Raw genomic sequence first — 24,089 nt, 5'->3', positions numbered from 1 at the left:
CGGGCGGCGGCTGCGCCGGGACATCCCGGCCGGCGTGCCCGGACCACCCGGCGGGGCGACGTAGCGTGGCGGACCATGACGCCGCAGATCGAGGCACTGGAGCGGGCCGCGGGCCCGGCCGCGCTCTGGGCGGTGGGATCGGCCGACGCCGTCCACGCCGCCCGCCCCGGCACCCCCGAGGACGACTGGGAGGCCCCGCTCGACGCCGGGGCGCTGACCCCGCTGCTCGCGCTCTGGCCCGTCATCGGCGGCCTCGTCGCCCGGGGCGAGCTGACCCTGCACACCCCCCTCACCGCCTACGGGGCGCCCGCCCCGGCGGGACTGCCCGACGGCACCACCACCCACCACCTGCTCACCCGCGGCGACGGCCCCGCCCCCCTCGACGCCCTCACCCGCCTCGCCGAACACCTCGCCGGCACCCCGCTGGCCGACTGCGCCCGCACCCGGGTCTGGGGGCCCCTCGGGATGGCACGCACCCACTACGCCGGCACCGCACTGCGCACCTGCCCGGCCGACCTCGCCCGCTTCCTGCGCCACCTGCTCGCCGCCGAGGACACCCCGCAGGACACCGCCGACCGGCCCGTCCCGCGCTCCTGGACCGCCGAGTCCCTGCGGATCCGCACCGGCGAACTCACCCCTTCGCGCGGCCTGCTCTGGCACCCCGCACCCGCCGGGGTCTGGACCCACCACCCCCCGTCCGGCTCCGGCCCGGCCGTGTGGATCTCCCCCCGCCAGAGCCGCTGGGCCCTGCTCGTCCCCGGCCCCGCCGACGCGGGCTCCGGCCCGCCGCGCGCCGCGTTCCGCGAGGCCGCGTTCGGGCCCGCTCCCGCGCGCGCCGCCCGCGGGGCGGACGTACGGTGAGGCCGAAGTCACCGCACGCAGCCCCCGCGAGGAGCCCATGTCCGACGCCGCGACCGCCCTGGCGACCGACCCGGACGCCGCCACGCTCGACGCCCTGTGCCGGGACCTGGCCGAGGCGGCCGACGCCGTGGGCGAGGCCGCCCGGTACGCCTCCGGACTGGCACTCGGACCCCGCCTGACGGCAGGGGCGCTCGCGGGGCGCGGCGGGAGCCGGCGCCGCGCCTGGCGGACCCTGCTGCGCACCCTCACCGACCCGGCCGGGTTCGGCTGGGCCCCGCGCGGGCGGGGGCTGGCCCGGGCGGGCTGGCTCGCCGGGATCCTGGGCGGCCGCGAGAACCTCGCCGTCAGCACCGCCGTCTGCGGGCTCAAGGGGCGGATCCGCGCGGCGATCGCGGGCCGGCCCGAACTGCCGGCCGACCCCGACTGCGCCGCCGTGCTGCGGGCGGTGGCCGAGGACCGGCAGGCCGACGCGGCCCGCGCCTTCCGCACGCTGCTGGGCGAACGGGGCCCCGCGCGGGCCTACGCCCTGCTGGGCCCGGTGTTCGCCGACGTCCTGGCCTGGCACGCCCTCACCGACGAGAACCCCTTCAACGACCACGCCGGCTGGCAGGTGGCCACCGGACGGGCCGTCACCGCCGAACCCCTGCTGGGCCTCGGCGCCGCCGTACGGGCCTTCTGCGCCCGCAGTCCCGGCCCGGCGGCGCCCGCGCCCACGGCCCCGAACCCCTGGAGGAGCCCGTGAGCGACTGCCCCCTGACGAGCCGTCCCGCCCCGGCCGACGGCCTGCGCACCCACTCCGCCGCCCTGCGCTCCCACGCCCGGCGGCTGCGGGCGGGGGCGGCCGCCCTGGAGTGGCGCGGTCAGGAGGCCGACGCGTACCGCGCCGAGGTGGCGGCCCTCGCCGACCGCTGCGCCCGCGCCGCCGCAGGCCTCGCCCTCGCGGCGGCGCAGCTGGAGGGCCCGCACGTCCGGCGCCGGTGACCCGCCGCAGGGACACCCCCCAGCTTCAGAGGACGAGCGTCAGAGGACGAGCGACAGCAGCAGCACGCAGCCCAGGCCCGTGACCGAGATGATCGTCTCCATCACCGACCAGGTCTTGAGGGTCTGCCCGACGCTCATCCCGAAGTACTCCTTGACCAGCCAGAACCCGGCGTCGTTGACGTGGCTGAAGAACAGCGAGCCCGCCCCGATCGCCAGGACCAGCAGCGCGGTCTCCGTCGTCGACATGCCGGCCGCGAGCGGCGCCACCAGGCCGGCCGCCGAGATGGTGGCGACCGTCGCCGAACCCGTCGCCAGCCGGATGGCGACCGCGATCAGCCAGGCCAGCAGCAGGGCCGGAACGGACCAGTCCCTGGACACGTCGAGGACCATCTGACCCACGCCCGCGTCGATCAGCGTCTGCTTGAAGCCGCCGCCCGCGCCCACGATCAGCAGGATCCCCGCGATCGGGGCGAGGGACTTCTCCACCGTGGACGACAGCCGCTCCCGGGTGAACCCGGCGGCCCGGCCGAGGGTGAACATCCCGACCAGGACGGCGGAGAGCAGGGCGATCAGCGGGGAACCGACGACGTCCGCGACCTTCTGCACGGTGTCGGCCGGGTCGTCGACAACGATGTCGACGAGCGCCTTGACCAGCATCAGCGCCACCGGCAGCAGCACCGTGAAGACCGTCGCCCCGAACCGGGGGCGGTGCGCGGGCTCCGCCGACGGGCGCTCGGGGGCCACCGGCTCGGGCGCCCGGACGTCCACCCAGCGCGCCGCGTACCGGGAGAACAGCGGGCCCGCGATGATCACCGTGGGGATCGCGACGAGCACCCCGAGGGCGAGGGTGACGCCCAGGTTCGCGTGCAGCGCGTCGACCGCGACCAGCGGGCCGGGGTGCGGCGGGACCAGTCCGTGCATCACCGACAGGCCGGCCAGCGCGGGCACGCCGATCCGCATCAGGGAGTAGCCGCCGCGCCGGGCGACCAGCAGCACCACCGGGATCAGCAGCACGATGCCGACCTCGAAGAAGAGCGGCAGCCCGATCACCGAGGCGATCAGCACCATCGCCCACGGCATCGCCCGGCCCCGCGCGCGAGCCAGGATCGTGTCCACGATCTCGTCGGCCCCGCCCGAGTCGGCCAGCAGCCTGCCGAGCACCGCGCCCAGCGCGATGAGGACGCCGACGCCCGCGACCGTGGCGCCGAGGCCCGCGGTGAAGCTGGCGATCGTCTTGTTCAGCGGGGCGCCCGCGAAGGATCCGAGGGCCAGCGAACCGATCGTCAGGGCCAGGAAGGCGTGCATCTTGAGGCGGGTGATGAGCAGGACGATGACGGCGATGCCCGCGAGGACGGCGACGCCCAGTTGGGCGTTGCCCGCGGAGGTGATGGGTCCGGGGGCGGCCGCCGCCAGAGTCTCGACGCTGAGACCGGTCACGGTGGGTTCCTTATCTGCCGAGTGTTCGGAGGGCGGCCAGCGCCCGTTCGGTGATCTCCTCGGGCGTGCCGGCGACGTCGACGGCGATCCCGCGTTCGTCCGCCCGCAGCGGTTCGAGCAGGGCGAACTGGGAGTCCAGCAGCGAGGCGGGCATGAAGTGCCCCTTGCGGTCCGCCATCCGGCGCTCGATGAGCGGCCGGTCCCCGGTGAGGTGGACGAACACGGCCTCCGGAGCGGCCGCGCGCAGCCGGTCGCGGTAGGAGCGCTTGAGGCAGGAGGCGGCGACCACGCCGCCGCCCGTGCCGGCCCGGCCGCGGATCCACTCGCCGACGGCGTCCAGCCAGGGCCGGCGGTCGGCGTCGTCCAGCGGGGTGCCGGCCGACATCTTGGCCACGTTGGCCGCCGGGTGGAAGGCGTCGCCCTCGGCGTACGGGAGGCCGAGGGCCTCCGCGAGCAGCCGTCCCACGGTCGTCTTGCCGGTTCCGGCGACGCCCATCACCACAATGACGCGCTGGGAGCTCACGTCGTACCTCGCTGTCCTCGTTGCTGGGAGCACCACTGAAGCCTATTAAGTAGTACTTATTCAAGGGTCGGGCGGTAAAACATCACACCTATTGCTGTTCCGGGCGTCACCGTACGCTTACGCCATGACCACCGAAGGCAGTCCGGGCCAAGGACTCCACTCCCAGGTGCTGGACACCCTCGGCCTCGCGATCACGGCGGGCGAGTACCCGCCCGGCAGCGTCCTGCGCACCGACGAGATCGCCGGACGCTTCGACGCCTCCCGCACCGTCGTCCGGGAGGTCGTCCGCGTCCTGGAGTCGATGCAGCTCGTCGAGTCCCGCCGCCGGGTCGGGGTCACCGTCCGCCCCGCCGAGGAGTGGAACGTCTACGACCCGCGCGTCATCCGCTGGCGCCTCGCCGGCACCGACCGCCCCCGCCAGCTGCGCTCCCTGACCGTGCTGCGCTCGGCCGTCGAACCCGTCGCCGCCGGACTCGCCGCCTCCCGCGCCACCCCCGAGCAGTGCGCACGGCTCACCGAGGCGGCCCTCGGCATGGTCCGCACCTCCCGCGGCCACCAGCTGGAGGGGTACCTCCACCACGACGTCGCCTTCCACCGGACCGTCCTCGACGCCTCCGGCAACGAGATGTTCGCCCGGCTCGGCGACGTCGTCGCCGAGGTCCTCACCGGACGCACCCAGCACGCCGTGATGTTCCACGACCCCGACCCGGCCGCCGTCACCCTCCACGTACGGGTCGCCGAAGCGGTCCGCGAGGGCGACGCGGCCGCCGCCGAGGCCCTCACCCGGCGGATCGCCCTCGGCGCCCTGGACGAACTCGACGTGCTCGCCCCCTGAGGCGGGCCGCGCCCCGGATCCGCCCCGGAACCGCCCCGCCGTGCCCGCCCGGCGACCGGGACCCGACCGGCCCGCCCCCGCACCATGGAGAAGAGGTCCGGTTCGGCTTGTCCGGGTGCGTGCGCGGTGCGATCCTTCCGCCATGTCGTCGCCCACACAACTGCCGGACTACGGGGAGGTCCTCGCGGAGGTGAGGGAAGTGCGGCGGGCCGGGATCGTCCGACTGCGTGAGCTCCGGCTCCCGTTGCTCACAGGCATGTCGGCCGGTCCGGGGGCGGGGGGCCCCGGAGAGCCGCACTTCCCCGCCGTCGAACGGCTGTTGCGCACCGCCGTCGCCGCCATGGGCGGGGGCACCCTCCAGGAGGCCGCCGAGTACAGCCTCGGCCTCGCCCGCGGCACCCGCGACTGGCCCCCCGCCGACCGGCGCAGACGAGCCGCCCAGGTGTACGGGGTCAGCGTGGAGCGCTTCCGCAAGCACCAAGAGCTCATGGTGCTCGGACAGGTGGCCGAACAGCTCGTCCGCCGTGCCGCCGGCTCGCCGGCCCCCGAAGGCCACTTACCCCCCGGAGGCTCCTTACCCCCGCCCGCGACCCGCGGCCCGGCCCGTCAACTCGCCCCCAGCCACCGCCGGATCACCGTCCGGGCCGGCGGCCGCGAGCACGGCCTCACCCTGCACGTGCACCCCGTCGACCTGCTCCGCGACATCGACGCCGTCGTCTCGCCGTCGAACACCCACTTCGCCCTCCCCGAGCCCTACAAGTCCTCCGTCGCCGCCTCCCTGCGCCGCGCGGGCGCCGTCCGGGACCCGGCCGGCCGCGTCGTCGAGGACCGCATCCGCGACGAACTGCGCGCCTGGACCGACCGGTACGCCCCGCACGGCCTCCCCGTGGCACCCGGCACCGTCGCCGTCACCGGCGCCGGAGCCCTCGAAGCCCAGGGCGTCCGCCACATCCACCACGCGGCGGTGGCCGTACCCCGGCCCGGCACCAATGACTACGACGTCCTGCCGGCCGACGTCACCCGGGCCGTCACCCGCGTCTTCGCCCTGCTGGCCGACGGCCCCGCCCGGACCTCCGTCTGCCTGCCCCTGCTCGGCGCCGGCCGCGGCGGCCTCGCCCCCGCGGACAGCCTCGCCGCCGTCTGGGCCGCCGTCGAGGCCGAACTCGCCCGCGGCGGCGACCACGACGTCCACCTCCTGGTACGCCGCCCCGAACGAGCCGACCTGATCGAAGAGCTGCTCACCACACCGGACGGACACCCCGCATGACCGACCCCTACGCCCGGCTGGCCGCCGCGGCCGCCGACTGGGACGAGCTCAGCTCCCGCCTGGACCCCGTCTCCCTGCGCAGCCTCGCCCTCCTGCTCACCGCGACCCGCACCGCCCGCGGCGAGGGCGCCCGCCGCGCCGCACTCCTCGCCGCCCGGCTGCTGGGGGAGCGGCTGCCCGACCGGTTCCCCGGGGAGAGCCGCCTCACCGCCGTACACGGGGGACCCGCCGCCGGCCACCTCGGCTACACCGCCGACGACCTGGCCGTCCTCGTCCTCGACGGCCACCGCATGGTCGGACCGGTCCTCGGCGAGGTCCGCGACCGCCTCCTCGCCGCCCCCGCCCTCGGCGACGCCGAAGTCCTCGAACGCGGCCCCGACCCGTACGCCCCGGGCCTGATCCGGCTGCGCGCACCCGGCGGCCTGACCCGGCTGCCCGCCTTCCAGTTCGCCCCGGACGGCCGGGTCCGCCCGACCGTGGCCGAGGTCAACACGCTGCTGGGCGCCGACGAAGACCCCTGGGGCGCCGCCGACTGGTGGCTCTCCCCGAACGCCTGGCTCGGCCCCGCACCCGTCACCCTGCTCGGCACCACCGACGAGCAACGCCTCGTCGCCGCAGCCGAGTTCCTCGCCGAAGGGGAGTAGCCCGTGCCCAACTACCGGCCCCCCGCCGAGCCGGCCGGCACCCCCGCCAAGGTCACCCTCGCCGCCGGCACCCCGCTCTACCGGGTGCACTCGGCACGCCGGCCCGGCGACGCCTTCAACCCCGTCCCCGCCCACTGCCTCTACGGGGGCGGCCGCTTCGACTCCACCTCCTGCGACCGGTACGGCTACCTGTACGCCGGGCTCACCCCGCAGGCCGCCGTCAGCGAGAGCGTCCTGCACTCGCTGCCCTTCGACCCCTCGGGCGCGGCCCGGCTGGTACCCCGGGTGGCCGTCACCGGCCGGCTGCTGTCGGCGCTGCGCCTGACGGAGTCCCTCGACGTCGTCGCCCTGGTCACCGGACAGGACCTCGCCGCCGTCCACCAGGACAGCTGGCTCGTCCAGGCGGAGGCGCGCGACTACCCGTACACCCGCGACTGGGCGCACTGGATACGCCGCCACACCGACCCGTGGGCGCAGGGGTTCCTGTGGTCCTCCAAACGGGAGCCGGGCGAGCGGGCCCTCGTCCTGTTCGCCGACCGCTGCCCGCCCGGGGTCCTCGCCCCCACCGGCGAGGACCCCGTGGACTTCGCCACCGGGCCGGGCCGCCGCTGGCTCGACCAGGTCCTGCTGCCCTATCACGCCCGCCTCGCGCCCTAGGGGGTGTCCGCGGAGCCGCGCCTGCCCCGCGGCGCCCGGCACGCACTCCCGCCGCACCGGGCGAAAGACCGAGTACGTCCAGTACGCAGACTTCCGCCCGGCACGCCGAGAGCACGCACCGGACCCGCGGGGCCCGCCCTCCGGGCGGACGGCGCGACTTTGCGGACACCCCCTAGCCCCCGGAGGCACCCGTGGACACCGCCCAGCTGAGAACCGCCCGCGACCAGGCCATGACGGCACTCGCCGCCGTCCGGGCGGGCAGCGCCGAAGCCCGCGAACTGTGCGGCCGGGCCGGGGAGACGAGCTACCGGCTGTGGGAGGCGCACGCCGACCCCGAGGACCGCGACCTCGCCGCCGAAGCCTTCGCCCACGCCTTCCGCGCCCCGGCCGAAGGCCCCTCCTGGCCGGTGCGGCGGATCATGTACGGGCACCTCCTCGCCCTGCGCCACGACGAGCAGCCCGGTCCCGAACCGGCCGTCCGGGCCCAGGACCTGCTCGCCCGCGGCCTGGCCGAACTGCCCGACGCCCAGCGGTCGTCGGCGCGGGCGGTGCTCGCCCGGCGCCTCCTCGCCCACATCACCAAGCGCCGGGTCTTCGACGGCGCCGACGACCCCGGCCTCCTCGACGAGGCCTTGCGGTGGAGCCTCGCCGCCCTCGACGACACCGACGGCCGGGACGCGGACCTCCTGGAGGCCCTCGGCTACCTCTGGCAGCGCCACGCCCTCGCCACCGGCGACTCCGCCTCGTACACCCGCTCCGCCGACAGCTACGCCCGGGTCCTGGCCGCCGGCGACCGGGGACGGGACCTGCCGCTGGTCCGCCTCTCGCGCGCGACGTCCCTCACCTTCCTGGGCTACCACACGGCAGACCGGGCCGTGCTGGAGGAAGCCCGGGACGAGACCCTGCGAGCGGTGGCCGAGGCGGGCGGCCATCCCGCCTGGGAACGGGAGGCACGCCTGCGGGCCGCCTTCGCCCGCGCGGCGATCGCCGCGACCTGGGCCGAACAGGAGGAGGGGGACCGGGCCACCGCCGAGCTGACCGCCCTGCTGACCACCGGGGCGGAGATCGACGCGCTGCCCTGGTTCTACCTCGACCGGTTCGGCCGGTTCCTCTTCACCCGCGTACAGCAGGGACTCGACCCCCAGGTGCTCGACCTCGCCATCGCCCTGCTCACCCGGGCCGTGGACCGGTGGGAGCCCACCGAGGGAAAGATCACGCCCGCGGCCGTGTCCCTCGCCACCGCCCAGCACCTGCGCTACGAGACGGACCAGGACCCGGCACGGCTGGGAGTGATGGAACGCGCCGGACAACTGGCCCTGGAAGGGGCGGACGAGCTCCCGTCCGACGTCCGCGACCTGCTCCTCCTGATGGTCTCCGAAGCACGCCGCCGCCAGGGGAAGGAACGGTCCGACACCCTCACGGCCGAGGAGATCACGCGCATCTACCGTGACTTCCGGCAGCGCTACGGGAGCGGCGAGTCGCCCGACTTCACCTTCGACGAGATCCTCTACGGCGAGGGCTCACCCGCCCGCGGGGCCTGGGAGCGGCGCTTCTCGGAGCTGTTCGATCTGTGGAGGGCGACGGAGTCCGGACCGGAGCGCGCCGAACGCGCGGTGCACCTCCTGCAGAACATGGTGGTCCTGGACCCCGGCGGCGAACGCATCGGCCCCGAACGCGACGCCGAACTGACCGGATTCGTCCGGGCGTACGCGGACGGGGACCCCGCGTGGCGCGGCCACGGGTACGCGGTCCTGGCCAATTACCGCCTCGCCCAGGGCATGCTGAACCACGACGCCACCCGGCTCACCGAGGCGGTGGAGTGCTTCACCGAGGCCGCCCGGGCCGGCAACGACAGCCCTTGGCTGTCGTACGGCGTCACCATCGCCTCGGGCATGCTCGCCCAACTGCACGGGATCACCAGCGGGGTGGTCCCCGACCGCGCCGACTGGGAGCGGCTGCGCTCCGCCCTGGACCTGTCCCCCCAGTTGGACCGCCTGCTGCGCCTCCAGCAGGCGGGGGCGCGGGCGGGCGTCGCCGCCAAACGGGGCGACCTGGCCGCGGCGGACGGCCACCTCGCGGAGGTGGTCCGCGAGGTCGCCGGGGTAGCGGCCGGCGACCCCGGCTGGATCGCGGCCTGGGCCGTCCTGGAGACCGCCCGGATGTCCCGCAACAACCTCGCGGCCCGGCTCGACGCGGCCCTCCTGCCGATCCCCGCCGGGCGGCCCTCGGTACGCGAACTGCGGCGCCTGGCGGCGAAACTGCCCCGCGGCCACCGGGCCGGGGTGGTCGGCGGCCTGGCCCTGGCCTGGAAGCAGGACGCCCTCGTCACGGCCGACCTGCCCCGGATCCGGGAGACCCTGGCCCTCAGCGAGGAAGCCGTCGGCCTCAGCGAACCGGGCGCGGAGACCTGGATCCACTACGCCTCCGAGGCCGGCTCCATGTACTGCACCCTGGCCCTTGCCGGGGAACGGCCGGGATCACCGCAGCGGGCCCGGGACCTGGAGCGGGCCGTCAGCCTCCTGGAAGGGGCCGTCGAGGCGATGGGCGGCCCCGAGCACCGGCTGTGGGCCGTCTCCGTCCACTCCCTCGCGCAGGCCTACAGGCTCCGCTCGGGACTGGCCCGCCGCGACCGCGAACGCGGCCGCCGGCTCGGGCTGGAGGCCATGCGCGGCTTCGCGTGCTCCGCGCTGTTCCAGTCCGGGACGCAGGACGCCGCCGAAGCCGCCCGACTCGCCACCGGGCTCTCCGAGGAGGTCCTCGGCTGGTGCGTCGCCGACCGGGCCCCGCAGGACGCCCTCCGGGCCCTCGACGCCTGCCGCGGGCTCGTCCTGCACGCCGCCACCACCAGCCGCTCCGTCCCCGAACTGCTCACCGCCGCGGGCCGGGACGCCCTGGCCGCCGAGTGGCGCGCGTCCGGTGCCGCGGACGACCCCGACGCCGCGCCGGGCGACCTGCGCCGCCGGGTGGTGCTCGCCCTCACCGAAGCCCGCGTCCGGCTGCTCGACCCGCCCGACCCCCAGGAGATCGGCGCGGCCCTGCGCGCCCAGGACAAGGACGCCCTCGTCTACCTCGTGGCCGCCACCGCGGACTGCCCCGGCACCGCCGTCGTCGTCACCAGCCGCGGGGACGTCCACGAGGTGCCCCTGCCGGGCCTCCGGGCCGACGCCGGCCCGCTGCGCGACTACCGGCCCGGCGGGGCCGGCGCGCGCCGGGACATGGGGCCCGCTCCCGGCCACGGCTCCGCCCGCCCCGCCCCCGCCCCGCCGCTGCGCGCGCAGCTCGACCGGCTCTGCTCCTGGGCCTGGCGGGCCGCGCTGCGCCCGCTGCTCGGCAGGTTCGACGTCCCCGACCGGCCGGGCCGGGTGCCCAGGCTGGTCCTCGTACCGATGGGCGCCCTCGGTCTCGTGCCCTGGCACGCGGCGTTCGCCGACGGGAGCGGGGGCCGCCGGTACGCCCTCCAGGACGCGGAGATCTCGTACGCGGCCTCAGCGCGCCTGCTCTGCGAGGTCGCGGCCCGCCCGGCCGTCCCGCACACCGGCACCGCGCTGGTCGTCGGCGACCCCACCGGCGACCTGCCGTACGCGGGCGAGGAGGCGGACGCCGTCCGGCGCGCCTTCTACCCCGACGGCGACCGCCTGGGCCTGCGCTCCGGCGACGGCACGCCCGAGGAGGTCGCCCGCTGGCTGCGCGAACGCGCCGACGGCGGCGCCGTCCTGCACCTCGCCTGCCACGGAACGGTCGTGGAGAACGGGCCCCGCAGCTCCTACCTCGCCCTCAGGGGCGGCGTCCTCACCGCCGAGGAGCTGGCCGGCGCCGCCCACGGGCCGCTCGGGCTCGTGGTGCTCGCCGCCTGCCGCAGCCAGGTGTCCGGACGGGGCCTCAACGAGGCCTACAGCCTGTCCTCGGCCTTCCTCGTGGCCGGCAGCCGGTCGGTCATCGGCTCGCTGTGGCCGGTCCCGGACGACGCGACCTCCGTGCTGATGTTCCTGACCCACCACTACCTGCGCCGCGAAGAGGAGCCGCCGGCGCGGGCGTTGCGCCGGGCCCAGCTGTGGATGCTGGACCCGGACCGGGCCGTCCCCGACGGGCTGCCGCCCGCCCTCGCCGCCCGGCTGCGGCGCCTCGACCCGGACGACCTCACCGCCTGGGCCGGCTTCACCCACCTCGGGCAGTGAAGGCCCCGGCCCGGTCTACGGCACCACCGTGCGCAGCGCCAGGGTGCTCGCCGCCCACCGGCCCGAGCCGTGGGAGTGGGCCGGCCGCATGTCCCGGTCCGTGTGCGCCAGCCGCAGCAGTCCGTCCGCCGGTGCGCGCAGGGGCGTGCGGGTGCGCACGGCGTCCGGCTCCCAGCGGCTCAGGTGGAACGGCACCGTGTTCAGCTCCCCCTCGGCCACCACCAGCGTCAGCCAGTCCCGTACCGAGGCCCCCGGGCGCACCGGCCGGGAGGCGGGCAGGAACATCTGCACCGGGTCCCCGTCCAGCGCGTGGCCGGTCATCCCGGGGCCGATGAACTCCCCCGGGAACAGGGAGGTCCCCGCGCCGAAGCGGTCGTCCAGGTTGACCAGTACGCACCACAGCGGCCGGGGCCCGGTGTTGCGCAGCCGCACGGCGACCTGGGGCTCGCGGGTGCCGTCGTACGCGAGGACGATCTCCCCGTTCCCGTCGGGCCGCAGCGGTTCCCCCTCCGGGTCCTCCCAGGGCAGCACCTCCACCTTGACGTGCCCGCTCAGCGGCGACAGCCCCGAGCCGAGGTCGCGGATCCGGTGCCAGTGCACCAGCCGGGTCAGGCAGTCCCCGAGCCGGGCCGCGTCCGCTTCCGCGGCCAGTGGCAGCGGCGGCACGTACGGGGACCCGTCGCGGCGCAGCACCCGCGCCCGCGCCCCGCGCACCTCCACCCGCAGCAGCAGCCCGGCCGCGGCCTCCTCCGGTGAACCGGCCGCCACCTCGCGCAGCAGCGGGGAGGAGGGCAGGAGTCCCTCGGCCCCGTCGAGGACCACCGCCGCCGGGGGGAGGGCCAGCGCCGACAGGGCGACCGGGTGCACCGAACCCGGCTTCGGCGCCCAGCCGTCGGGCTCGACCAGCACCCGGTCCGCCCGCACCGAGAAGACCCGTACGAGTCCGCCGCCCGCCGCCGTGAACTCCGTACCGGCGCCGCCGGTCAGGCCGTGCACCCGACCGCAGTCCACCTCCCAGCCGTCGGGGCCCTCCCGCAGCAGGTAGGGGCTCGGCGTGGACGAGCGCAGGGCCCCGCCGTCCAGCAGCGGCCGGTCCGCGGGGCCGCCCGGCTCGGCCGGGAACAGCACCGGCTGCTGCCCGGCCACCAGCCGCCGCACCCCCGCCTCCGCCTCCGCGAGCAGCTCCCGGACGGTGGCCCACGGCGTGGCCCGCAGCGCGCGGGTCAGGGCGTACGAGAACAGGCCCTGGACGACCGGCCCGTCGGGGCCCTCCACGGGCCGTTCGAACGCCGGCTGGCTGCTGCGGCTCGCCGCCAGCAGCACGTGGCCGACCTGCCGGTCCGGCCCGGTCAGGTCCCGAGAGCCGACGGACGGCGACGGCCGCCAGGACGGCAGCGGAAGCACCATGCGGGCCACCGACCCGTCCTTGCGGGTGCCCCCGCCCGAGAAGCAGCTGTCCAGCACCGCCACCACCCGGGCCCCGCCCGCCGCCGCCCCGTCCAGCAGCACGCCCAGCCGCTTGTCCGGCAGCGGCCCGTCCGCGCAGACCAGCGCCTGGCACCAGCCGGTCGGCTCGACCAGCAGCTCCTCGGGGGTGAGCGCCGGGTACTCGGTGCCGTGCCCCGAGAACCACAGCAGCGCGGTGTCCCCGGGACCGGCCTGACCGAGGTGGCCGAGGATCCCCTCCTCCACGGCGGCGGCGGTGGCAGCGGCGTCCGTGAGCACCAGGGCGCGGACCCGGCCCGGCGCGGCCTCCTCCAGCGCGGCCCCGGCCCCGGCCACGTCGTTCAGACACCCGCGCAGGTCTGCGCGCATCCCGTCGCGGTACTCGTTGATGCCCACCAACAGGGCGTACACCGTTTCCATACGGCCCAGTGTGGTCCGCCGCGCCGGGCGGCCACTGGCCGGAATCCGGTCGTATCGGGGGCGGTTGCGGGTCTGCTATGGCTCGAATCCCTTTTGTGGTCGCACGATTGACGGAACGTCACTAATCTGCGTGCTCCACTCATGAAATCGGGGGAGGCCATGGGGTACATCGAGCGCCCGCGCAGGATCGTCGGACCCGCCCAGGACCCGCGGACGGCGGGCACCGGCCTGGGCCCGGCGCCCGCGGCAGCCGGAACCGCCCGCCCGCCGGGCCCGGTCGCCGACCGGCTGAAGGACCGCTCCCGGGAACTGCTCGAAGCCGTGTCCGGTTTCGACGCCGGCCTCGACGACGCGGCGCGGCGGCGGCTGGCCGACTGGGTCCGCGAACACTACGAGAGCGAACACCCGGGCGCGCCGGTCGGCTTCCTCGCCCGCTGCCACCTCGGACCGCCCTACGTGGACCACGTCCTCGACCTCTTCGGCGCGATCGTCACGCACTACACGCCCCGCGACACCCTCCCCGACCCCTACGGAGGCGCCCGGATGCTGGTCCGCAACCCCGGCTACGCGTACGTGGAGGTGTACTCCGACGGGCTGCTGCTGCCCGTCCTCGCCTCCGGGGCCGTCGTCAGGCCCACGGGGCCGGGCCGGGGAGGCGCCGCATGAGCGGCGTCGACGCGGGCCTGCACATCAAGCTCGCCGCGATCAACCGGCTCGTCCTCGGGGTGTCCGAACAGGTCGTCCAGGTCGGCGCCCAGGTCAAGTACGTCGAAGCGCAGCAGAACCAGGCCCGCGGCGAACTCCAGCAGCTGCGCCAGGAGTTCCTCGCCTTCGTCGCCCAGGCCCGGCTCGTCGCCGCCCTCCAGCGCGCCGAGACCCGCGTCGGCGTCCTCCAGGACCAGCTCGACCACGACTTCGGCCACCACAAGGTGGTCCGGCGCACCGCCGTCGGCATGCTCCAGGCCTTCGACCTCGGCCTCGTCTCCGAGGACGTCGTGCGCACCGTCGGCGACGAACTGATGCTCCAGACGCCCCGCTACTGGCTCGCGCCCGCGCTGGTCGCGCTCACCGCCTGGTCCTCCGACGACCCGGCCCTGTGCGAACGGGCCGTGCAGGAGGCCTTCCGCCGCTCCCCGGACCGCACCTCGCTGTTCTTCGCCCTCGTCCTGCGCCGCCAGGCACGGCCCGCCGAATCCGCCCGCTGGCTGCGCCACTACCTGCTGGCCCAGGACCCGCGCGCCCTCGGCCGCGAATTCGCCGTCATCCTGGAGTCCGTGGCCCAGGGCGCCTTCGGCCCCGTCGGCCGGACCATGCTGCGCGAGGCCCTCGACGACTGGCAGGAGCTGCTCGGCGCCGACACCGCCGCCCAGGACGTCCAGATCGAGCGCTGGGGAGCCGAACTGCGCGGCCTGTGCCCGCCCGTGCCCGACACCGAGTTCCCGTTCCTGCACGCGCTGTCCCCCCAGTGGCCGAGGCTGGGAGGGGTGCTCTCCGCCGCCAGGGGCCAGCAGGCGGTCCTCGACAAGTACACGGCCGTCATGAACGCCGAACCCGCCCCCTCGCAGCGCCTGGAGGACGCCGTCGACGACATCCTCGACCGGCTCGTCTCCGAGTACGACGACGAGGAACTGCCGCTGCGCCGCGACCTCGCCTACCAGGAGGCGGTGATCGCCCACGACGGGGACACCGCCCGCGCCCGGACGGCCACCGACGCCGACTCCGCCTCGTACGACGAGTCCCTCGACTACCTCACCGTCCAGAGCTCCGCCGCCCTCAACCCGGCCGCCATCGGCACCTCCCAGGCCACCCGGCGGCTCGCCGTCGCCGCCTGCCGGGACTGGTTCCACCACGCCCACCAGGGCTTCTGCCGGGACTACCGGGCCGTCGTACCGCAGGACGTCGAGGTCCGCTTCGGGGCCGCGTACCCGGTGGCGGCCGGCCGGCAGTTCCACCTGCCGCCCTGGCAGGGCTCCTTCCTCAGCCCGCTGGCCGAACTGCAGCAGGGCCTCGCCGACCACTGGGACCGGCACACCGCCCCCTTCATCGCGAGCCTCGGCTACAAGTACGCCCAGCCGGTGGCGCTGGCGGTGATCGGGGTCCTGGTGGCCGTGCTCATCGGCAGCGCGGGCGGTCCGGCCGGGGCCCTGACGGGCGGGCTGCTCGTCGGGGGCATCGCCTGGCTGGTCATCCACAACCTGGCCGGCCGGCACCGCCGGGCCCAGGAGGCCGCGCAGCACCTCCTCGCCGACGCCAGGGCCGAGTCCCTGCGCCAACTGGTCGCCACCCGCGCCGAACTGTCCGCCTGGAACCACGCCTACCAGGACGCCGACGCGGTCGAGGAACGCGTACGGGAGCTGATCGCCTCCCTGGCCACCGCGACCGAGGGCAACTCCCCGTTCACCGGCCGCACCGTCACCCCCGGAGGCGACCCCGCATGAGCACCCCCGACCCGGGAACCCCGGAGAACGCCGCACCACAGCCCGCGGCCGCCGGCCCCGCCGACGGGCGGCGACGCCTGTGGGCGGCCGGCACCGAGCCCGCCGAGGAGCGCACCACCGCCCGGCTGCGCCGGATCGTCCAGGGGCTGCCCGACTGGTCCCCGCTCCCGCCCGGCGAACAGCTCGTCCGCCGCCCCGGCAGCCGGCGGGAGCAGCCCTGACCATGGACGGAACGTGGGGCCACGGCGGCGCCTACCAGACCTGGACGCTGTTCCTGCGCGCCTGGGGCGCGCACGGCGGCGCCGCCACCGCCGAGGCCGCCGCCCGGCTGCCCGCACTGCGCCCGGAGGACTTCCACCCCGAGACCTGGGCCCGGTTCTCCGGGCAGCTCACCGACGCCCTGGACCGGCGCCTGCGCGGCTGGGCGGAGGCCCTGACCGCCGCCCTGGACGCGGCCGCCGACGAGTTCGACGCCGGCCGCGCCCTCGCGCAGGCCCGCACCGGCCTCGACGCCGTCCGCGCCCTCGCCGCCCACCGCGCCCTGCCGCAGGAACTGCGCGAGCAGCTGGGGGAGCTCGTCGAGGGCCACATCGCCGGATTCCAGCGGCAGCTGGAGGCCGCCCTGGACGGTGCCCTGCGGGCCGGCGCCGACCCCCGCCTGATCGAGGCCCGCCGCCGCACCCTGCGCGAGAACCCGCTGACCGCCCCCGGTCCCGGCGGCGCCCCCGCCCCGGACCGGGCCCCGGGCGACGGCTGGTCGTACGACCCGGCGGCACCCGCCCGCCGCCGCATCATCACCGACTGACCGGAGACCGCCGCCCATGCCCACCTACGCCGAATGCCGGCGCGACCTCGACAGCTACATCTCCGCCCGGGTGCCGGTCATCTGCCTGCGCACCATCGAGCAGCAGCGCGCGCTGCGCCTCGTGCGCACCGCCGCCACCCACGCCCGGCGCGGCAACATGCCCTTCTGGATCTACACCCGGGCCACCGGACTGCGGGACCTGCGCACCAACACGGCCGTGATGGACGACCGCTCCCTCACCGGGGCCATGGAGTACGCGGCCTCCCAGTTCACCTCCCGCCCCAACGCCACCCTGGTCCTCGTCGAGCCCGACGGCCTGGACGCCGACACCTCCCTGGCCCGGCACGTCGCCGAACTGGCCCGGCTCGCCGACACCAACATGGGCAGCGTCATCCTGATCACCGACAGCCCGGTGTGGAGCGGCCTCCAGCGGCTCGGCATGAGCCTCCAGCTCGACCTGCCCGACGCCGACGAGATGTACGCGACGCTGTCCGCGTTCCTCGACGACCACCGCGGCCACATCCCCATCGCATGGCAGGAGCCGGACGTCCGGCGCGCCGCCGGGTTCCTCGTCGGCGTCACCGAGGGCGAGGCCGTCAACCTGATGGCGACCGTCGCCGCCAAGGGCGGCGTGGAGGCCGGCGACGTGCTGCTCCTCGCCCAGTCCAAGGACCGCATCTTCAACGACCTGACCGGGCTCCAGAAGGTGCCCCTGAAGGCCTCCGACTACGCGGTCGGCGGCCTCAGCAACCTCCGCGACTGGCTGAGCCGGCGCGGCCGCCTCCTCCAGGCCGACCTGCGCGCCACCGAACTGCGGCCGCCGCGCGGGGTGCTGCTGGTGGGCGTACCGGGCTGCGGCAAGTCGCTGTCCGCGAAGGCCATCGCCGCCCAGTGGCAACTGCCTCTGTACCGCCTGGACATGGGCTCCATCCACGGCAAGTACCTCGGCGAGTCCGAGGGCCGCTTCCGGGAGGCGCTGGAGACCGCCGACCGGGTCGCGCCCTGCGTGCTGTGGATCGACGAGATCGAGAAGGGGCTCGCCGGAGTGAACGACGGCACCGGCGTGCCGCAGCGCATCATCGGCCAGTTCCTCTTCTGGCTCCAGGAGTCCCAGTCCCGCGCCTTCGTCGTGGCCACCGCCAACGACGTCCGCAGCCTGCCGCCCGAACTGCTGCGCAAGGGCCGCTTCGACGAACTGTTCTTCGTCGACCTGCCCGACGCCCGGGACCGGGAGGAGATCATCGGGATCTACTACCGCCGCTACCTGAGGACCGAACCCGCCCCCGAACAGCTCGCCCGGCTCGTGGACCTCTCCGAAGGCTTCGCCGGCTCGGACATCGAGGCCGCCCTCCACGACGTCGGCGCCGAGGTCTACCTGGGCGGCGGCACCGAGCTGATGCGCCCCGGCTTCGTGGAGGACACCTTCTCCAACACGGTCCCGCTCAGCCGCAACAACCCGGAGCAGATCGAGGAGATCCGCGCCTGGGGCCGCGAACGCGCCGTCCCCGCCGGGCGCTTCGCGGCCGCCACCGCCCAGGGCTCCGCCGGGCAGGGCCGCCGGATCGTGTTCCTGGACGACTGATCCGGCGCGGGTCCGAAGACGGGCCTGCCCGACGGGCCTACCCGGCGGCGGGCGCGCCGCGCGTGGCGAACTGGGTCCGGTACAGCTCGGCGTACCGGCCGTCGGCCGCCAGCAGAGCGTGGTGCGTGCCGCGTTCGACGATCCGGCCGTACTCCACCACGAGGATCAGGTCGGCGGCCTGGACCGTGGACAGCCGGTGTGCGATCACCACGGCCGTCCGGCCGGCCAGGGCCTCGGCCAGCGCCTCCTGCACGGCCGCCTCCGAGGTGGAGTCCAGGTGGGCCGTGGCCTCGTCGAGGATCACCACCCGCTGCCGGGCCAGCAGCAGCCGGGCGATGGTCAGCCGCTGCCGCTCCCCGCCCGACAGCCGGTAGCCGCGCTCGCCGACGACGGTGTCCAGGCCGTCCGGGAGGGCGGCGACCAAGGTGTCCAGGCGGGAGCGGCGCAGGGCCTCCCACAGCTCGTCCTCGCCCGCCCCGGGCCGGGCCAGCAGCAGGTTGGCCCGTACCGACTCGTGGAAGAGGTGGCCGTCCTGGGTGACCATGCCGAGGGTGTCGCGGATGGAGTCGGCGGTGAGGTCCCGTACGTCGACGCCGCCCAGGCGGACCGCGCCCGCGTCGGCGTCGTACAGCCGGGGCAGCAGCTGGGCGATGGTCGACTTGCCGGCTCCCGAGGAGCCGACGAGGGCGATCATCTGGCCGGGCTCCGCGCGGAAGGACACGTCGTGGAGGACCGGGGTGCCACCCCGGGCGTCGAGCACCGCCACCTCCTCCAGGGAGGCGAGGGAGACCTTGTCGGGGGAGGGGTAGCCGAAGGACACCCGGTCGAACTCCACCGACACCGGTCCGTCGGGCACCTCGACGGCGTCCGGCTTCTGGGAGATCAGCGGCTCCAGGTCGAGGATCTCGAAGACCCGCTCGAAGCTGACCATGGCGCTCATCACCTCGACCCGGGCCCCGGCGAGCGCGGTCAGAGGGGCGTACAGCCGGGTCAGGAGCAGGGCGAGGGCGACCACGGACCCGGCCTCCAGGGTGCCGCGCAGGGCGAAGTACCCGCCCAGCCCGTACACCAGGGCGAGGGCCAGCGCGGAGACCAGGGTCAGGGCGGTGATGAAGGCCGACTGGGCCATCGCCGTACGGATACCGATGTCCCGGACCCGGGCCGCACGGGCCGAGAACTCGGCGGACTCGTCCGAGGGCCGCCCGAACAGCTTCACCAGGGTCGCGCCCGGCGCGGAGAACCGTTCCGTCATCTGCGTGCCCATCGCCGCGTTCAGCTCCGACGCCTCCCGCTGCATCCCCGCCATCCGCGCGCCCATCCGGCGGGCCGGCAGCACGAACACCGGCAGCAGCACCAGCGCCAGCAGGGTGATCTGCCAGGAGATGGTGAGCATCACGCCCAGCGTCAGCAGCAGGGTCACGACGTTGGACACCACCCCGGAGAGGGTGTTGCTGAAGGCCCGCTGCGCGCCGATCACGTCGTTGTTGAGCCGGCTGACCAGCGCGCCCGTCCGGGTCCGGGTGAAGAAGGCGACCGGCATCCGCTGGACGTGGTCGAAGACCGCCCGGCGCAGGTCCAGGATCAGCCCCTCGCCGAGGGTGGCGGACAGCTTGCGCGTCAGCAGGCCCAGCCCCGCCTCGGCCACCGCGATCACCGCGATCAGCAGCGCCAGCCGGACCACCTCGCCCTCGTCCCCGTGCCCGACGATGGTGTCCACGATCCGGCTGGCCAGCAGGGGAGTGGCCACCGCCAGCAGCGCGCCCACCACGCTCAGCAACAGGAAGAGGGTCAGCCCGCGCCGGTGCGGGCGGGCGAACGCGGCGATCCGGCGCAGGCTCGCCCGGGAGAGCGGGCGACGGTCCTGCTGGGCGTTGATCGCGCTGTGCAGCGAATGCCAGGCGGTGACTTCCATGTCCATGCCCCCACGCTAGAACCTCAACCAAACTTCAGGTCAACGAATCCGTCCGGTGCTCACCCCCAGGGGTGGCCAACTCACGTTTTGCCAAAGGAATTTCGCCGCTCCCGGGCGCTGTCGGCGCCCGGTGGCATCATCGGGGAATGACGCAGCCACCGCAGTCATCACAGCCGGACCGCCCCGACCGCCAGGACGGCGGCACCGTGCTGCACCGCTTCGGCGAGTGGGCCCGCCGGACCCCGCGCGCCCCCGCGCTCATCACCGGGGACGAGACCGTCCCGTACGCCGTCCTCGACGCGGAGTCCGACCGGCTGGCCCGGCACCTGACCGACGGGGGCCTGCCCGCGCACGGGCTCGTCGCCCTCGCCCTGCCCCGGCAGCGCGAACTGGTCACGGCCCTGCTCGCCGTGCTCAAGGCCGGCGGGACCTACACCGTCCTCGACGTCGCCGACCCGCGCGTCGGCAGGCGGCAGCTCGCCGCCCTCGCCCCGGACCTGCTCATCGCCCGCCCCATCGACGAGGCCCGCCTCGACGGGGGCGAGGGGCTGCGCACGCTCGACCCCGACCGGGCCCCCGGCCCCGGACCCGGCGCGGACGCGGAGCCCGGACCGCCGTCCACGCGTACGGCCGGAGCGGGCGGCGCGGCCGTGCTGTTCACCGGCGCCCCCGACCCGCGCCCCGTCCCCGTCGGCCACGCGACCCTCCTCGCCGCCCACGAAGGCTGGGCGGAGGCGGCCCGGCTGGCCCCCGGGGACCGGCACCTGTTCACCGCCGGGCCGGACACCACGCCCTTCGCCGCCGGCTGGACCCGGGCCCTGTGCTCCGGCGGCGCACTCGTCCTGCCCGAGGGCGCCGCGTGGCTGCCCGGACAGGCGCGCCGCGCCGTCCGGAAGGCGGAGGTCAGCGTGCTCCACACGGACCCGGCCGGTGCCGCGGAGCTGCTGCTCGCACAAGAGCCCCCGGCGTCCGACATCGCCCCGTTCCGCCGGGGGCCGGACGCCGAACTCCGGTCGCTGAGGCTGCTCGCCGTCAGCGGCGACCGCCTCTACCTCGACGAACACAGTGCCTTCCAGGACCGGCTGCGCCCCGGCGCGCGCGTGCTCAACGTCTACGCACTCACCGAGGCCGCCGGCACCGGCGCCTGGTTCGAACTGCCGCAGCTGCCCCGCCCGCTGGACGGGCCCGAGCGGATCTCCCTGCTCGGCACCCCCTTCCCCGGCTGCGGGGTCCGGGTGCTCGACGGTCAGCTCACCGTGGACCCGCCCGGCGGCGGGGAGGCGATAGCCACCGGCGACCTCGGGGTGCTCCGCCCGGACGGGCTGCTGGAGTTCGCAGGCAGGGCCGCCGACCGGATCGAGGCCGAGGACGGCACCCGGATCGACCCCTACCCGCTGGAGTCCGAGATCCGGGCGCACACCTCCGTGGGCACCGCCCTGGTCACCCGCGTCTCCGTCGCCGGGGGCGGCCACCGGCTCGTCGCGTACCTTTCACCGCCGCACGGCCTCCCGGCCGAGGTCCTGCCGGACACCGCCCGGCTCAGGGAGCACCTGAAGGGCAGAGTGCCCGCCGACGCGGTCCCGCGGGCGGTGGTCCGGATGCGCGCCACGCCCCGTACCCGGGCCGGCCGCGAGGACCGGACCCAGGTGCCGCAGCCGCCGCTGCTCCTGGCCCCGGTGGGCGGGGGCCGGGGCGGCGGCAAGTACGGAGGAGTCCGGACGGCGGGCACGGCCGGGAGCCAGGAGGTCGTGCCGCTCGCCTTCGCCCTGGGCTGCGGCGCGCCGCTGCTGGGCCTCCTCGCCCGGATGTTCACGGGCGTCATCTGGCCCGGCTCCACCGACCTGACCGGCGTCCCCAACCCGTGGGCCCTGCTCTTCTGGATCCTCTACCTGTGCGAGAGCCTCGCCTTCGGGGCCGGGGTGGTGTTCCTCCTCAACGGACGCCGGCCGATGCTGGCCCAGGGGCGCGGGCGCGGCATCACCACCGCGGCCCACCTGGCGATCGCGTACCTGCTGATCGCCTGGTGGCCGCAGGACAACCTCTACCGGCTGGCGGCCAAACAGGACTGGCCGCGCCAGGCCGCCCTGGTCTACGCCTTCAACGTCCCGCTGATGGTCGCCGCCCTCGTCGTGGCCGTCTACGCCACCCGGAAGCCGGTGAGCCCCTTCGACTTCGACGACTGACCGGCGGCGGGGGCGGGCTCCGGGCGGGTGCCGGTGACGCTGCCGGGGCCGGGGACGGATTCCGCGCCGAAGCCGGAGCCGGCCGCGCGGGCCCGCTCCCGCACCAGTGCCTCGGCCGCGTCCAGCGCCTCCGGGCCGCGCGCGGCCACCAGCACGCCCAGCCACGGCACCGGGTCGAACGCCCCCGTCGGGATCGCCGGCACGAACACCGCCCCGAGCGCGGCGCAGCCCCGCACCAGGTCCTCGCACAGGGCCTCCACCTGCGCGTCGGGCAGCCGCGCGCCCAGCTCCACCCGGTCCGCGATCCGTACGAGGTGTCCCGCGCCCCGCAGCTCGTCCAGCCGGGCCGCCACCATGAAGGCCGCCGACGGGCCGGTCAGCCGCAGGTTGGCCTCGGTCGGCGCGAGCCGCCCCGCCGCGTCGGTGACGAAGTCCACGTCGAACCAGCCCCGGTAGCCGGACGCCGCCAGCTCCCGGCCCACCGCCGCCCCGAACGCCAGCAGCGGCTCCGCCAGCCGGCCGGGGACCACCCCGGGCCCGACCGTCGCGCCCCGGTAGCCGCCGTCCGCCACGTCCATCACCGCCGCGCCGACCTCGTGCGGCCGGCCCGAGCCGTCCACGAACCCGTCGTAGGTCAGGTCGCGCGGCACGCGCGGGTCCGCCGGGCCGTGCACGTACTCCTCCAGCAGCAGCGGCCCGCGCGGCAGCCGGCGCAGCACGGCCCGGGCGCCGCCGGCCGCCCGTACCTCCGCGGGGGTGACCACCGTGGTGCCCGAACCGCCGACGCCGTGCTCCGATTTGAGAACGGTGCTCCCGCCCGCCCGGGACCGCGCCGCCAGCAGCCGGACGGCCGCCCACCGGGTACCGGCCCGCCACTGTGCGGGGAGCGTGATCCCCGGATGCCCGCCGCCCGCCAGGATCCGCCCGAACAGGGCGTGGGCGGCCGACTTCGACTCGTACCGCAGCCCGTCCGGCCGCCACGGCAGGCCCGCGAGCCGGGCGTACGGGCCGGTCAGCCCCCAAGGTACGAGGGGCAGCCCGCCCTCCGTCACCCGCCGGGCCAGCGCCGGCCGGCCCGACACGGCGTCCGACAGCCCGGGGCCCCGCTCCGCGAGCCCGTCGTACACCTCGACCTCCGGGTCCCAGCCCAGCTGCCGGCCTACCAGGGCGACCCAGCCGGGGGACACCGGCCGGGGCAGCACCAGGGCCGCAGGGCGGGGACTGTAGAAGGCGGCCAGGCAGGCGTAGTCGTGCGCGGCCCGCTGCCCGGGGTCGAGGGAGGGGTCGGCGAACTGCGCGTTGAACTCGGCGACGTTGCCCACGTGGACCGCCGGGAGCCCGCCCGTCCAGGCGCGCGCCCAGTCCGCGAGCGGCGCGGGCGCGGCCTCGAACCGTACGAGCCCCTCCGGGGCCGCGCCGGGACGCTCCACCGCGCCCATCGCGCGGTAGAAGCCGGCCGCGTGCGGATCGGCGTCGATCAGCAGCCGGCGCACGCCCAGGGCGGCGGCCCGGCGCAGCACGTCCCGGTACAGCAGCCGCCCGGTGCCGAGTCCGATGGCGGAGGGCTCGACGAAGAGCAGCCCGAGCCGGGCCGCCGGCGGGTCCGCCGGCACGCCGCCCGTGCCGCCCCCGGCGTCCCGGGTTTCTCCGGGGTCCCGGGCCTCCCCGACGCCCCCGGCCTCCCCGGCCTCGTCCAGGGAGGCGAGGCCCAGCAGCTCCCCGCGCGCGTTTTCGGCCACCGCGATCCTGCGGCCGGCCAGCTCCGCCTCCCGTACGCGCAGCTGCGGCGCGCAGGCCGCGAGGAAGGCGGCGTCGTACCCCCAGTACGCCTTCGACCGCATCACCAGCGCCGTCAGCGCCTCCGCCTCCCCGGCCCGCGCGGCCCTGACCTTTGCCATTTCCTGACCTCCCCATGGTCCGGGG

Annotated in this window: 19 protein-coding genes; 14 read left to right on the top strand and 5 right to left on the bottom strand. The window is 76.1% G+C overall.

The annotated features are described in order from the left end of the window. Positions 1-75: 75 nt before the first annotated feature. From OG553_RS02195 to OG553_RS02185, 3 genes are read left to right on the top strand one after another with little or no spacing between them, the layout of a single operon-like run. Complete coding sequence (locus tag OG553_RS02195) at positions 76-861, top strand: hypothetical protein (RefSeq protein WP_405977302.1); 786 nt, start codon at positions 76-78, stop codon at positions 859-861. A gap of 37 nt (positions 862-898) precedes the next feature. Next, complete coding sequence (locus OG553_RS02190; protein WP_405977301.1) at positions 899-1,603, top strand: hypothetical protein; 705 nt, start codon at positions 899-901, stop codon at positions 1,601-1,603. Continuing rightward, entirely contained in the window at positions 1,600-1,842 is a 243-nt protein-coding gene (locus OG553_RS02185) for a hypothetical protein (RefSeq protein ID WP_385771616.1), read from the top strand. Before OG553_RS02190 ends, OG553_RS02185 begins: the two co-directional genes overlap by 4 nt. A gap of 39 nt (positions 1,843-1,881) precedes the next feature. On the opposite strand, the gene OG553_RS02180 is transcribed toward OG553_RS02185, so the two are convergent. Further along, the gene (locus OG553_RS02180) at positions 1,882-3,279 is read right to left on the bottom strand and encodes a gluconate:H+ symporter (protein ID WP_405977300.1); all 1,398 of its coding nucleotides are present in this window, start codon (positions 3,277-3,279) and stop codon (positions 1,882-1,884) included. A 10-nt stretch (positions 3,280-3,289) separates the two neighbouring features. Next, the gene (locus OG553_RS02175) at positions 3,290-3,775 is read right to left on the bottom strand and encodes a gluconokinase (protein ID WP_405982927.1); all 486 of its coding nucleotides are present in this window, start codon (positions 3,773-3,775) and stop codon (positions 3,290-3,292) included. A gap of 151 nt (positions 3,776-3,926) precedes the next feature. Between OG553_RS02175 and OG553_RS02170 the strand changes: the two genes are divergently transcribed. From OG553_RS02170 to OG553_RS02150, 5 genes are all read left to right on the top strand, one after another. After that, positions 3,927-4,637 (top strand): FadR/GntR family transcriptional regulator, encoded by a 711-nt coding sequence (locus tag OG553_RS02170; RefSeq protein WP_405977299.1) that lies wholly within the window; start codon positions 3,927-3,929, stop codon positions 4,635-4,637. A 142-nt stretch (positions 4,638-4,779) separates the two neighbouring features. Continuing rightward, the gene (locus OG553_RS02165) at positions 4,780-5,904 is read left to right on the top strand and encodes a hypothetical protein (RefSeq protein ID WP_405977298.1); all 1,125 of its coding nucleotides are present in this window, start codon (positions 4,780-4,782) and stop codon (positions 5,902-5,904) included. Beyond that, entirely contained in the window at positions 5,901-6,548 is a 648-nt protein-coding gene (locus OG553_RS02160) for a hypothetical protein (RefSeq protein ID WP_405977297.1), read from the top strand. Before OG553_RS02165 ends, OG553_RS02160 begins: the two co-directional genes overlap by 4 nt. A 3-nt stretch (positions 6,549-6,551) precedes the next feature. Continuing rightward, positions 6,552-7,205 (top strand): RES family NAD+ phosphorylase, encoded by a 654-nt coding sequence (locus OG553_RS02155; RefSeq protein WP_405977296.1) that lies wholly within the window; start codon positions 6,552-6,554, stop codon positions 7,203-7,205. Positions 7,206-7,396: 191 nt separating this feature from the next. Further along, complete coding sequence (locus tag OG553_RS02150; protein WP_405977295.1) at positions 7,397-11,380, top strand: CHAT domain-containing protein; 3,984 nt, start codon at positions 7,397-7,399, stop codon at positions 11,378-11,380. A gap of 15 nt (positions 11,381-11,395) precedes the next feature. Here the strand turns inward: OG553_RS02150 and OG553_RS02145 are convergent, their stop codons facing one another. Next, complete coding sequence (locus tag OG553_RS02145; protein ID WP_405977294.1) at positions 11,396-13,246, bottom strand: caspase family protein; 1,851 nt, start codon at positions 13,244-13,246, stop codon at positions 11,396-11,398. 159 nt (positions 13,247-13,405) lie between these two features. On the opposite strand from OG553_RS02145, the gene OG553_RS02140 reads away from it, so the two are divergent. From OG553_RS02140 to OG553_RS02120, 5 genes are read left to right on the top strand one after another with little or no spacing between them, the layout of a single operon-like run. Next, complete coding sequence (locus tag OG553_RS02140) at positions 13,406-13,912, top strand: hypothetical protein (protein ID WP_405977293.1); 507 nt, start codon at positions 13,406-13,408, stop codon at positions 13,910-13,912. Further along, positions 13,909-15,684, top strand: a complete 1,776-nt coding sequence (locus OG553_RS02135) for a hypothetical protein (protein ID WP_405977292.1) — start codon at positions 13,909-13,911, stop codon at positions 15,682-15,684. Before OG553_RS02140 ends, OG553_RS02135 begins: the two co-directional genes overlap by 4 nt. Continuing rightward, positions 15,681-15,905, top strand: coding sequence for a hypothetical protein (locus OG553_RS02130; protein ID WP_405977291.1), 225 nt, complete (start codon positions 15,681-15,683; stop codon positions 15,903-15,905). Before OG553_RS02135 ends, OG553_RS02130 begins: the two co-directional genes overlap by 4 nt. Before the next feature lie 2 nt (positions 15,906-15,907). Continuing rightward, a complete protein-coding gene (locus tag OG553_RS02125) occupies positions 15,908-16,489 on the top strand; it encodes a hypothetical protein (RefSeq protein WP_405977290.1) in 582 nt (193 codons plus the stop codon). Between the two features lie 16 nt (positions 16,490-16,505). Continuing rightward, positions 16,506-18,071: an AAA family ATPase gene (locus tag OG553_RS02120; protein WP_405977289.1), complete on the top strand. Its 1,566-nt coding sequence runs from the start codon at positions 16,506-16,508 to the stop codon at positions 18,069-18,071. A 37-nt stretch (positions 18,072-18,108) separates the two neighbouring features. Here the strand turns inward: OG553_RS02120 and OG553_RS02115 are convergent, their stop codons facing one another. Continuing rightward, on the bottom strand, positions 18,109-19,989 hold the full coding sequence (locus tag OG553_RS02115; protein ID WP_405977288.1) for an ABC transporter ATP-binding protein: 1,881 nt from the start codon (positions 19,987-19,989) through the stop codon (positions 18,109-18,111). A 140-nt stretch (positions 19,990-20,129) separates the two neighbouring features. Here OG553_RS02115 and OG553_RS02110 point away from each other — a divergent pair, with 140 nt between their 5' ends. Then, positions 20,130-22,166 carry an AMP-binding protein gene (locus tag OG553_RS02110; RefSeq protein WP_405977287.1) on the top strand — a complete coding sequence of 679 codons (2,037 nt, stop codon included), beginning with the start codon at positions 20,130-20,132 and terminating at the stop codon, positions 22,164-22,166. Here OG553_RS02110 and OG553_RS02105 read toward each other — a convergent pair. After that, positions 22,121-24,064, bottom strand: a complete 1,944-nt coding sequence (locus OG553_RS02105) for a GNAT family N-acetyltransferase (protein WP_405977286.1) — start codon at positions 24,062-24,064, stop codon at positions 22,121-22,123. The two genes, OG553_RS02110 and OG553_RS02105, sit on opposite strands and share 46 nt — an antisense overlap. Positions 24,065-24,089: the final 25 nt, after the last annotated feature.

This window comes from Streptomyces sp. NBC_00158 (assembly GCF_045160885.1).
In the GTDB taxonomy this organism is placed as follows: domain Bacteria; phylum Actinomycetota; class Actinomycetes; order Streptomycetales; family Streptomycetaceae; genus Streptomyces.
This window is presented reverse-complemented; position numbering and strand designations above follow the sequence as displayed.